At 59.6% G+C, this 11,054-nt stretch carries 9 protein-coding genes and 1 tRNA gene; 4 read left to right on the forward strand and 6 right to left on the reverse strand.

Features of this window, described 5'->3' with window-relative positions; all coding sequences use genetic code 11:
* Nucleotides 1-294: 294 nt before the first annotated feature.
* Nucleotides 295-367, reverse strand: a tRNA-Lys gene (locus tag WMO46_RS15310).
* A 107-nt stretch (nt 368-474) separates the two neighbouring features.
* A complete protein-coding gene (locus WMO46_RS15315) occupies nt 475-1,773 on the reverse strand; it encodes a glycoside hydrolase family 2 TIM barrel-domain containing protein (protein WP_349094637.1) in 1,299 nt (432 codons plus the stop codon).
* A gap of 51 nt (nt 1,774-1,824) precedes the next feature.
* Here WMO46_RS15315 and WMO46_RS15320 point away from each other — a divergent pair, with 51 nt between their 5' ends.
* Complete coding sequence (locus WMO46_RS15320; RefSeq protein ID WP_349094638.1) at nt 1,825-2,289, forward strand: type I restriction enzyme HsdR N-terminal domain-containing protein; 465 nt, start codon at nt 1,825-1,827, stop codon at nt 2,287-2,289.
* Between the two features lie 13 nt (nt 2,290-2,302).
* Here the strand turns inward: WMO46_RS15320 and WMO46_RS15325 are convergent, their stop codons facing one another.
* From WMO46_RS15325 to plsY, 4 genes are all read right to left on the reverse strand, one after another.
* Nucleotides 2,303-3,043, reverse strand: coding sequence for a LytR/AlgR family response regulator transcription factor (locus WMO46_RS15325; protein WP_019149923.1), 741 nt, complete (start codon nt 3,041-3,043; stop codon nt 2,303-2,305).
* Nucleotides 3,036-4,103, reverse strand: a complete 1,068-nt coding sequence (locus WMO46_RS15330; RefSeq protein WP_019149924.1) for a sensor histidine kinase — start codon at nt 4,101-4,103, stop codon at nt 3,036-3,038. Before WMO46_RS15330 ends, WMO46_RS15325 begins: the two co-directional genes overlap by 8 nt.
* Before the next feature lie 182 nt (nt 4,104-4,285).
* On the reverse strand, nt 4,286-5,986 hold the full coding sequence (locus WMO46_RS15335) for an AMP-binding protein (RefSeq protein WP_349094639.1): 1,701 nt from the start codon (nt 5,984-5,986) through the stop codon (nt 4,286-4,288).
* A gap of 123 nt (nt 5,987-6,109) precedes the next feature.
* Complete coding sequence (gene plsY, locus WMO46_RS15340) at nt 6,110-6,808, reverse strand: glycerol-3-phosphate 1-O-acyltransferase PlsY (protein ID WP_019149926.1); 699 nt, start codon at nt 6,806-6,808, stop codon at nt 6,110-6,112.
* A gap of 218 nt (nt 6,809-7,026) precedes the next feature.
* Between plsY and WMO46_RS15345 the strand changes: the two genes are divergently transcribed.
* The 3 genes from WMO46_RS15345 (at nt 7,027) to WMO46_RS15355 (ending at nt 10,923) form a co-directional block, all read left to right on the forward strand.
* Nucleotides 7,027-8,016 carry a YitT family protein gene (locus WMO46_RS15345; RefSeq protein ID WP_019149927.1) on the forward strand — a complete coding sequence of 330 codons (990 nt, stop codon included), beginning with the start codon at nt 7,027-7,029 and terminating at the stop codon, nt 8,014-8,016.
* Between the two features lie 61 nt (nt 8,017-8,077).
* A complete protein-coding gene (gene miaB / locus WMO46_RS15350; protein WP_207209329.1) occupies nt 8,078-9,436 on the forward strand; it encodes a tRNA (N6-isopentenyl adenosine(37)-C2)-methylthiotransferase MiaB in 1,359 nt (452 codons plus the stop codon).
* Between the two features lie 20 nt (nt 9,437-9,456).
* On the forward strand, nt 9,457-10,923 hold the full coding sequence (locus WMO46_RS15355) for a DEAD/DEAH box helicase (RefSeq protein ID WP_349094640.1): 1,467 nt from the start codon (nt 9,457-9,459) through the stop codon (nt 10,921-10,923).
* Nucleotides 10,924-11,054 lie beyond the last annotated feature (131 nt).

Genomic DNA, 11,054 nt, shown 5'->3' on the forward strand with positions numbered 1-11,054 from the left:
CGTATTACCTGAAAAACGACAGTTTGCTGCGTCATATCACGCTTTATTACGAATTGAGCGCCAACGACCTCGACATCGTCGCCAAATGCGGGAACAAGTCGCTCGACCTGTCCGAGATCGTCTATTTTTCGGTGGGGATCAAGTTCCAGTTGTTGCGATAGATGTGCCCTTCCGGCCCGGGGAGGGCGCAGAAATCGGATGAAGATGGTGGATACCCTCCCCGCATCGTCTTCCCGGCGCATGTAGGGGGCAGACAAACGAAAAAAGCGAGAATCAAAAGATTCTCGCTTTTTGTACCCCCTCAGGGGCTCGAACCCTGGACCCCAACATTAAGAGTGTCGTGCTCTACCAACTGAGCTAAAGAGGCATCAATCGTTATCCGATTGCGAGTGCAAAGGTAGCTATAATTTTTTTATCTCCAAAAATTTTGCCGGAAAAATTTCACTGCGATTCCGCTTTTTCCGTTTCAAAGGGTTATTCCAGCGTCAGCTTGTCGCTGTTCCATTCGCCGCCCGCATCGGGGTAGATGAACGGCCGCGTATCGTCGAAACGCTTCATATTCAGATAGCTTTCGTAGAGGTTGATGCCGTTGGACGACTTCACGGCCAGCGAGAACGCCACTACCGAAGGGTGGCGCTTGGTCGTATGGTAGCTGTTCTCCGTGCGTTCGAGGTAGGCTCCGAGCCATTCCGGAGCGTTGGAAGGATTGCCGCCTCGGCGGCGCGAATCCCCGCTGCGGCGGGTGTCGATCGGGGCCTGCGCGATTACGTAGAGTCCCTGCATGTCGCAGAAATCCAGCAGCGATTCGGGTACGGGGCCCGGAAGCAGTTTGAGCGTGTTGTATCCCTGTTCGCGGAGTGCGGCGATTTCGTTCTCGGTGATCGAGGCGGGCACTTCGCGCACGCGCAGCGTCACGGGCTGTCCGTTCACCGACATCCGGCCGTCGTGCATCTCCACCGCGCGGAATCCGGGACGGAATTCGAGGAATTCGACATAGCGGCCTTCGTGCTGGGTTTTGAGCCGCAGCGTGTACTGCGTGGGCAGTTCGGCGCACCACAGCATGTTCAGGGGAATGCGGGTCAGGAAACGCAGCGTATCTTCGCGCCGCATGTCGAGGGTGAAATCCTTGTGGCCTGCGGCGGCACGTTCGCCCGTCGGGTCGAGCAGTTCGTAGTGGATGCGCGACGTGCGCGGATTGAGGGCGTCGCTTTTCAGCACGACGGCCACCTCGGCCGTGGCGCTGCCGTCCTCGGCGAGCCGGGTCCGGGTAATGACATCGCGGATATGCAGCGTCGGCTGGCTCATCACCCAGGCCCCTCCGATGGCGGGCCGGGGCGCCTCTTTCCAGCTTTCGAGCGGCGCCGTGGGGGAGGGTTGCGCGACGACGATTTCGAGCGAGTTCCGTCCCTCCTTCGTCAGCTTGGTCAGGTTGAATTCCGCCGGGGTGTTGCCGTCGGCGTTGCAGGCTGCCGGATGGCCGTTCACGCGCAGTTCGTAGTCGCCCGAGGCCCATCCCAGATGGAAAAGAACCTGCCGGTTGGCCCATGCGAAGGGCACGGTGAAATCGGTCGAGAAGACGTTGCCGTCGAGGCTCCACTCCGTCAGCCGCGTGAAATAGCGGTTGTCGCCGCCGTCGGACGCCGTGGCCGCTTCGGCCGAGGGGTATGCGAGCAGTTCGCCGCGGGGCAGTTCGCGTCCGTGCGTGGACACATACTCCTGGGCGAAGAGTCCGCAGAGGGAAAAAAGCGCTATGGTCGAAAGGATAGTCCGCATAAGTTCGTATATTTGTCCTGCGTAAAGTTACGGAAATTTTTCGATACTGCGATGTCCGAGCTGCCTAAACTCAATTTTCCGGCCATCCGGCTGCGTGCCCGCCGCCGTGGCGACGCTGTGGAGGTGTGGGATGCCCTGCGGGGAATCTACCTCGTGCTGACGCCCGAAGAGTGGGTGCGGCAGCACCTGATCGCCTATCTCGTTTCGCACTGCGGGGTGCTGCCCAAGCGCGTCGTTCAGGAGTATGCCGTGGCGCTCAACGGACAGCCCCAGCGGGCCGACGTGGTGGTCGTGGGCGACCGGGCCGAGCCGCTGCTGCTGGCCGAGTGCAAGGCTCCGGGCATCCCCGTCGGGCGGCAGACGCTCGCGCAGGCCGTGCGTTACAATTCGGTGCTCGGCGCCCGTTACATCATCCTCACCAACGGCCTCCGGCACTATTGCTGCGAGTGCCGCGACGGCGGATACGTCCAGCTCGACGGATTCCCGGACCTCTCCGGAGAGCTCTCCCGCCCGTAGCCTGCGAACTCGTTCAGAGGTTCTTGAAATTCTTGTCGATATACCCCTGGAAAGCCTCTTTGTAATTCTCGCCGATCGGCACGTATTCCGTGTCGCTCAGAAAGATGCGCCCCTTGACGTAGGCTTTGATCATGCGCAGGTTGACGATATACGAGCGGTGTACGCGCATGAACAGTTCCGAGGGCAGCGCCGCTTCCATGTTTTTGAGCCGGAACAGCGTGGTGATGGTCGAGCCGTCGATGAGGTGCATGCGCACGTATTCGCCTTCGCTTTCGAGGTAGACGATGTCCGATATTTTCACCAGCGACACCTTGTAGTCGGCCTTGACGGAGATGTATTCCTTGTCCTTGGGCAGCGCTTCCGATTCGCCCTCCTGGGGCGTGCGCTGGTTGTGGCGCAGTTCGTAGAGCGAGTTGGCCTTGGCGGCCGAACGGTTGAAGTCGGCGAATCCGAAGGGTTTGAGCAGGTAGTCCACGGCGTCGAGCTTGAAGCCCTCGACGGCGTATTCCGAATAGGCCGTCGTGAAGATGATCATCGGGCGCTCGATCAGCCCGCGGACGAAGTCCACGCCGTTCAGGTCGGGCATGTTGATGTCCACGAAGATCAGGTCCACGCTCTGTCCGGTCAGCATCTGCTGCGCTTCGAGGGCGTTGTTGAACGTTGCCGCGAGTTCCAGATAGGGAATCTTCGAGATATAGCTTGTCAGCTGACGCAGAGCCAGCGGCTCGTCGTCGATGGCGATACATTTAAGCATTGAGCGTCGGGATTACGAGTTTTACGGTATAGGTTTGCTCCTCCTCGCGGATGTCGAGCGTGTAGTTTTTTTCGCCGTAGATCAGGGCCAGACGCTTGCGGACGTTTTCCAGCCCGATGCCGGCCTGTTTGGCCGCGGCAGCCGGGTGGCGGCTGTTCGAGAGCGTGCCGGTGACCGTCTTGTCGGCATATTCGATCCGCAGGTGGATGAACGACGGACGGTTGTAGCTGATGCCGTGCTTGAAGGCGTTCTCGACGAACACGATCAGCAGCAGCGGGGGGATCGACACCTGCTCGGGCAGGTCGCGGGGATACTCCACGCGGATGTCCACGTCGTCGGTGTAGCGGATGCGCATCAGTTCGATGTAATTTTTCAGGAACTGGATGTCGCGGTTCAGCGAGATGATCTCGCGCCCCGAGTCGTAGAGCACGTAGCGCATCATCTTCGAGAGCTCGATCACGGCGTTCTTGGCCGACTCGGTGTCGATGTCGATCAGCGCGTGGATGTTGTTGAGCGTGTTCATGAAGAAGTGCGGGTTGATCTGGTATTTCAGGTAGTCCATCTCGGCCTGGAGGTTCTGGCGTTTGAGCACCTCCATCTGCTGTTCGTCGCGCATCGACTGGTAGATGAGCTTGATGCCCGTGTTGGCGCCGGTCATGAAGAAGCCCAGCACCACGTTCCAATACATCTCCAGATTGGAGAACGACGCCTTGCGGTAGGCGTCGAGCGTTTCGGAATCGGCCTGTTGGGGGAGATGGTCCGAGAGATGGGCCTCGTAGATCTGCACCAGCCAGAAGACGCTGATGATCAGCGCGAGGTTGCTCAGCAGGTATTTTCCGTACTTGCGCCGGAGCACGTAGCGCGGAGCGATGATGGCGTTGTGGATGAGGAAGATGATCAGATAGGGGGCTATCTGCCGCCATGCGATCAGCACGTTTTCCAGATTGACGTGCATCTCCGACATCATCTGGGAGTTGAGCACGGGAACCAGGATGATGGCCGCCCAGACCATCACGTAGAGCAGGTTTTCGCCGATGGCTTGTTTTTTCTGGATCTTCATGGGGTAAAGATAGGAAAAAAGCCGGACGGGAGCAAAAAAATCCCCGGTTCCGCAGGAGCCGGGGAGTGAAAAAGCAGGTAACCGAACTAATCAGTGACGCCTCATTTGTTAGAAATTGGATTCAAGTGACTATGAAGAATTTGGGATAGAGAATCCAAGTGGTTACCTGCCTGCGGCGCGTGTTATTTGCTCAATAGCGAAGGTGCGTATAAGTAGCGTTTGATGCTTCGTTTGGGGGTCTTTTCGAATTCGGTGGGGTAGATCGCAATCTCCGCGACCCGTTCGTAGGCGGCCAGCTGCGCGTTGAGTTCCTGCAAGTTGTTCTGCATGATCTGCGGCAGTTCCGATTTGTCCACGCCTTCGCTCTCGGCCTGTTCGTAGTCGGGGACCACCAGCGCTTTGAGGCGGCCGTTGTCGCCTTCGAGGACCAGCGATTCGAGCACGAGGTACATGTTGTTGAGCTTGTCCTCGATCTCCTCGGGATAGATGTTCTGTCCGTTGCCCGACAGGATCATGGTTTTCGAGCGGCCGCGGATGTAGAGCGTGCCGTCGGGGTCCATCGTGGCCATGTCGCCCGTGTGGAGCCATCCCTCCTCGTCGAGAACTTTCCGGGTGTCCTTGTCGTTCTTGTAATACCCTTTCATCACGTGTTCGCCGCGGATGAGAATCTCTCCGGCTTCGTGCTCGGGGTCCCCCGAGTCGATCCTCACTTCGAGCAGCCCTTTCAGATAACGGCCGCACGAACCCGCCTTGAACTCGTTGTCGGGGGTGAAGCTGATGAGCGGGGCGCATTCGGTCATGCCGTAGCCGATGGTGATCGGGAATTTGATCTTCATCAGGAACGATTCGGTTTCCTGGTTCATGGGGGCGCCGCCGACGATGAAAATCCCGACGTTGCCGCCGAAAGCGTCCATCAGCTTCTTGCGGATCACCGAGTAGATGGCCGAGTTGAGCAGCGGAATCTTCATGGCGATCGACATCGGGCCCTTTTCCAGCATCGGGAGCACCTGCTTGCGGTAGACCTTTTCGAGGATCATCGGCACGCAGCAGATGACCGTGGGTTTCACGACGGCCATCGCTTCGAGCAGGATCTTCGCCGCCGGGATTTTGCCCAGCAGGGTGATGTGCCCGCCGACGGCCAGCGGCGCCAGGAAATCGAAGGCGCAGCCGTAGGCGTGGGCCAGCGGCAGGAACGACAGCGTGCGTCCGCCTTTCTGGAAATAGTGCTGTCCGGTCTGGGTGTTGATCATCGTCATGGCGAACACCACGTTGCCCGTGAGGTTGTTCACCGTGAGCATCACGCCCTTGGAATAGCCCGTCGTCCCCGAGGTGTAATTCAGCAGGACGACCTGGTCGTTGGGTATTTCGGCGTATTTGATGTCGTTTATGCTGAATCCGCGCGGATATTTGGCGCGGTAGTTCTTCACGATGTCGCGCTGGAACTTGGTGAGCGATTTCCCGTCGCGCTCGTACACCACATGGAAGTCCGTGAGCGAGAAGACGGCTTCGATCTGTTTGATCTGGTCCTCTTCGATCACGTCCCAGAAGTTGTCGCCCAGAAACAGCAGGCGGCTTTCCGAGTGGTTGATGATGTGGATGACATCTGCGGGGGTGAAGTCCTGGAGGATCGGCACGATCACGGCGCCGTAGGTGATGGTTCCTATGTAGGTGATGCACCAGCGGGGGTTGTTGCGGCCGATCAGCGCGATTTTGTCGCCCTGTTTGATCCCGGCTTTTTTGAAAAGCAGGTGCAGTTTGGCGATTTCCTTGGCCATTTCGTAATACGAAAAGGTTTCGTTCTTGAAATAGTCGGTGAGGGCCGACATTTCCCGGTTTTCCCGAAAACTCGTTTCGTATATTTTCAGCAGGTTTTCCTGTAACATATCTCTTGCATTGATGAATGCCGATCGCGGCGCAAATATAACGCAAAAAAACGTTCCTGACGCATGTCGTCGGTGAAAAAATATCCTGTTTTACCGAAGATTCCGTCCGAAACGGGTGCAGGGCTATTTCGGGCCGTGGTCCTTGTCTTTCCGTTCCGCTCCGTCGCCGGGATTCATGCGCCGGGGCTTCCAGATGTAGATTTTCGATTCGGTGCCGGCTTTCAGGCGTTCGATGTTCTTGCGGTGGGTGTAGATCAGCAGGACGGCGATCACGAACGAGAAGACCACGAAGGGGGTCGATCCGTTGACCTTGGGCGAGATGAGCGTGAAGACCGGGAAACAGCATCCGGCGACCATCGAGGAGAGCGACACGTAGTGCGACACCATCAGCATCACGAACCAGACGCCGAAGCAGAGCAGCGCCACCGGCGGATAGATGCCCGTCACGGCTCCGACGAGCGTGGCCACGCCCTTGCCGCCGCGGAATCCCGCGAAGATCGGGAAGATGTGGCCCAGCACGGCGGCGAAGACGGCTCCGATCTTGAGGTTGATGATGTCGTTCATGCCGATCAGGTCGTCGTACTGCATCAGTTCGATGAAGGTCACGGCCACGAATCCCTTCAGGAAGTCGAGCGCGAAGACCGGCAGGGCGGCCCGGCGGCCCAGCACGCGGAGCATGTTGGTCGTTCCGGCGTTTTTCGAGCCGTGTTCGCGGATGTCGATGCCGTAGTATTTCTTGCCGATCCACACGGCGCTCGGAATCGAGCCCAGCAGATAGGCGATGATAATCATGGTGGTAGCCGTATAAATAGTCAGAATCATCTTTTTCTTGGCTGTTGATTGTTCATGCAAATGTAATAAAAAATTTCAGATATGGACCGTGCGGCCGAAAATTCCTGCCCCGGCGCCTGCATTTCCGGAGAATTTAGTATCTTTGCAGGATAAATCTCCGCTTGGACAGGCGGTGCCTCGGCATAGCTCGGATAAATTCGCCTCTGCTCTCGGCTTGCGCTGTCTTTGCCGGATAAACGGACAACGATATGAACACAAAGGCTTTGCTCGAACCGATGGGCTCGTGGGCGTGGTGGCGCTCGTGGTTTCTGATTTTTCTCGGCTGCTCGATCATGGGCACGGGATTCGTGCTTTTCATCAATCCCTATAAGCTGGTGCCGGGCGGGGTCTACGGCATGGGCATCGTGCTGCACAACATCTTCCCCTCGATCCAGGTCGGTACGTTCGGCTACATGTTCGACATTCCGCTGATGCTGATCTCCGCGCTCGTATTCGGCGGCGGGTTCGGCACGCGCACGGTGCTGGCGGCGCTCTACACGCCGGGCTTCATGAACATCCTCACGCGGCTGGTCTACCCGAGCCCCGAGGCGGTCGAGGCGCTGGACCCGTCGCAGCTGCTGGGCGGACGGCTGGACCTTTCGAACGACCTGTTGCTGGCGTGCGTCATCGGCGCCGTGGTGATCGGCGTCGGGCTGGGTATCGTCGTGCGCCAGCAGGCGACCACGGGCGGTACGGACATCGTGGGCATGCTGTTGCAGAAGTTCGCCGGGATCAAGTTCTCGACGGGTATCCTGCTGGCCGACGGCTTCGTCGTGCTGTCGGGACTGGCGGTGATCGGCTTCGGCATTGGCACGGACGAGGCGGCCGCGAACGGCTGGATGCTGACGCTCTATTCGCTCATCACGATCTATATCTCTTCGCGGGTGGTCGCCTACCTGCTCGACGGCGCGTCGTACGACAAGCTGCTGTTCATCATCAGCGACCACCACGAGGAGATGAAACGCTTCATCATCGACGACCTGGACCGCAGCGCCACCTATATCAAGTCGAAGGGCATGTACACCGATTCGCAGCGCGACATGATCTTCCTGGTGGTGAGCCGCAAGGAGGTTCACCTGGTGCAGCACAAGATCCGGGAGATCGACCCCAAGGCTTTCGTCGTGGTGACGGACGCCTATGAAACCTTCGGGGAGGGCTTCAAGCAGTTCCCCGAGAAGAACGAGATACACGCGGAATAGCGGGTTTCGCAATTAAGAATGAACAATTAAGAATTAAAAATTGGGGTTTAATATCAATACATTGAGGCCGCTCGAAGGAGCGGGACGCAGGTTGTTCATCGAGACCTACGGCTGTCAGATGAACGTCAGCGACACCGAGACGGTCGTCGCCATCATGCAGCGCGAGGGCTACGTCTATACGGACCGGATCGACGAGGCCGATGTCATACTCATCAACACCTGTTCGATCCGCGACAACGCCGAGCAGCGCATCTGGGGCCGGCTGGCCGAGATGAAGCGCTACCGGCGCGAACGTCCGGGACTGGTGGTGGGCATCATCGGCTGCATGGCCGAGCGTCTGCGCGAAAAGCTGGTCGAAGGGCCCCACGGTGTCGATGTCGTGGCCGGGCCCGACGCCTACCGCGATCTGCCGCGCCTGGTCCGCGAGGCCGAGGCCGGCGGCAAGGGCGTCAACGTGCTGCTCTCGACCGAGGAGACCTATGCCGAGATCGCTCCCGTGCGTCTCGACCGCAACGGCGTGAGTGCCTTCGTGGCGATCATGCGCGGGTGCAACAACTTCTGTTCCTACTGCGTGGTGCCCTATACCCGGGGCCGCGAGCGGAGCCGCGATGCGGAGACCATCGTCGCCGAGGTGCGGAGCCTCTTCGAGAACGGCTACCGCGAGGTGACGCTGCTGGGCCAGAACGTCAACTCCTACCGCGCCGGGGAGACCGGCTTTCCCGAGCTGATCCGCCGTGTGGCGGAGGTTTCGCCGCTGCTGCGCGTGCGCTTCGCCACGTCGCATCCCAAGGACATGAGCGACCGACTGCTGGAAGTCATGGCCGAGATGCCCAACATCTGCCGTTCGATCCATCTTCCGGCCCAGTCGGGCGCCACGTCGATGCTCGAACGCATGAACCGCAAATACACGCGCGAGTGGTATCTCGACCGCATCGCCGCCATCCGCCGCCATCTGCCCGACTGTGCGATCACCACCGACCTGATCGCGGGATTCTCGGGCGAGACCGAGGAGGAGCACCGGCAGACCCTTTCGCTGATGCGCGAGGTGGGGTATGAATTCGCCTATATGTTCAAGTATTCGGAACGCCCCGGGACCTTCGCCGAAAAGCACCTGCCGGACGACGTGCCGGACGAGGTGAAGTCGCGCCGCTTGCAGGAGATCATCGCCCTGCAAAACGAACTGGGACATGCGAGCAACCTGCGCGACGTGGGCCGGGAGTTCGAGGTGCTGGTCGAGGGCGAGTCGAAGCGCGACCGGAACCAGCTTTCGGGCCGCACTTCGCAGAACAAGGTGGTGGTGTTCGACCGCGGGGACCACGGGGTCGGCGACTATGTTCGCGTCCGCATCACGGGCTGCACGCCTGCGACGCTTTTCGGGGATGTCGTCACCGAAAAGCGCAGTGAAGAATTAAACGATTAAGAATTAAAAATTTCTGTTTTATGCGTTTCGATGAACTCGATCTGGAAGATGAAATTCTCGACGGTCTCGAAGATATGAACTTCCACGAGATGACTCCCGTGCAGGAGCATACGATTCCGGTGATTCTGGATGGCCGCGACATTATCGGCTGCGCCCAGACCGGAACGGGCAAGACTGCGGCCTATACGCTGCCGCTGCTGAACAAACTGCTGTTGGAAGGGAATCCCGACAATGTGGTGAAATCGCTGATCATCGTGCCCACGCGCGAGCTGGCGCAGCAGATCGACCAGCAGTTCCAAGGTTTTTCCTACTATGCCCCGATCTCGACGACGGTCGTTTACGGCGGCGGCGACGGCAAGGGCTGGGACATCCAGAAGAAAGGCATGCTGAGCGGTTCCGACGTGGTGATCGCCACTCCGGGCCGCATGATCGCCCATTTGCAGAACAGCGGCGTGGACCTTTCGCACGTCGAATACCTCATTCTCGACGAGGCCGACCGCATGCTGGACATGGGTTTCTCGGAGGACATCATGAAGATCGTGTCGTACATGCCCAGGGAGCGGCAGACGATCATGTTCTCGGCCACGCTGCCCCCGAAGATCCGCGAGCTGGCCAAGACTATCCTGCGCAATCCCGCGGAGGTCAACATCGCCATTTCGAAGCCCAACGAGGCCATCGACCAGTCGGCCTACGTTTGCTACGAGAATCAGAAGCTGGGCATCATCCGCGAACTGTTCGCCGAGCCGACCGATTCGAAAACGATCATCTTCTCGTCGTCGAAGCTCAAGGTCAAGGAGCTGGCCCATACGCTCAAACGGATGAAACTCGACGTGGCGGCCATGCACTCCGACCTGGAGCAGGCCCAGCGCGAGGAGGTGATGCTCAATTTCAAGAACAACAAGGTCAAGATACTCGTCGCCACGGACATCGTCGCCCGGGGCATCGACATCGAGGACATCGGCCTGGTGCTCAACTACGACGTGCCGCACGATCCCGAGGATTACATCCACCGCATCGGCCGTACGGCCCGCGCGGCGGCCACGGGTAGCGCCGTGACGTTCGTCAGCGAGGAGGAGCAGGGCAAGTTCCATCAGATCGAGAAGTTCATCGAGCGCGACATCCGCAAGGCCGAGCTTCCTGAGAGCGTGGGCGAGGGACCGAAATACGCTCCCGACGAGAACCGTGGTCGTTTCGGACGCGGAGGACGTAGCGGGGGACGTTCCGGCGGGCGCGGGCGCGGCGGACGCGACGACCGTTCGGGGCGCAATGACCGGAACCGCCGCAGCGAACGCCCGGCAGCCGGGGACGCGGCTTCTGCCGCCGCACAGCCCGTTCCTGCCGCCGCACAGCCTGCCTCCCCGGACAGCGACCACGCTTCGGGGCGCGGCGAGGGCAACCGCGGTACGCGTGACCGCCGTCGTCACCGCGGCGGACGCAACCGCCGGCGTAAGACGCCGGTTTCAGGGGGCGAGAGTTCGCAGCAGTAAAAATCGGGGCGGTCTGAAAATATCAGACCGCCCCGATTTCTTTTTGCGGGTGCGACCGGCGTCTTACGCCGGTGGCGCAGGAAGGTGGACCAGCGTTAATACCGTCCTTCGCCCTCTAAAACCGGCGTCTT

The sequence above is a fragment of the Alistipes intestinihominis genome, assembly GCF_040095975.1.
Taxonomy (GTDB): Bacteria; Bacteroidota; Bacteroidia; order Bacteroidales; family Rikenellaceae; genus Alistipes; species Alistipes senegalensis.

Coding starts and splice junctions, on each gene's coding strand:
- WMO46_RS15335 (WP_349094639.1), bottom strand. CDS start 5,986: ATGTTACAGGAAAACCTGCTGAAAATATACGAAACGAGTTTTCGGGAA.
- WMO46_RS15345 (WP_019149927.1), top strand. CDS start 7,027: ATGAACACAAAGGCTTTGCTCGAACCGATGGGCTCGTGGGCGTGGTGG.
- WMO46_RS15315 (WP_349094637.1), bottom strand. CDS start 1,773: ATGCGGACTATCCTTTCGACCATAGCGCTTTTTTCCCTCTGCGGACTC.
- WMO46_RS15320 (WP_349094638.1), top strand. CDS start 1,825: ATGTCCGAGCTGCCTAAACTCAATTTTCCGGCCATCCGGCTGCGTGCC.
- WMO46_RS15330 (WP_019149924.1), bottom strand. CDS start 4,103: ATGAAGATCCAGAAAAAACAAGCCATCGGCGAAAACCTGCTCTACGTG.
- plsY (WP_019149926.1), bottom strand. CDS start 6,808: ATGATTCTGACTATTTATACGGCTACCACCATGATTATCATCGCCTAT.
- WMO46_RS15325 (WP_019149923.1), bottom strand. CDS start 3,043: ATGCTTAAATGTATCGCCATCGACGACGAGCCGCTGGCTCTGCGTCAG.
- WMO46_RS15355 (WP_349094640.1), top strand. CDS start 9,457: ATGCGTTTCGATGAACTCGATCTGGAAGATGAAATTCTCGACGGTCTC.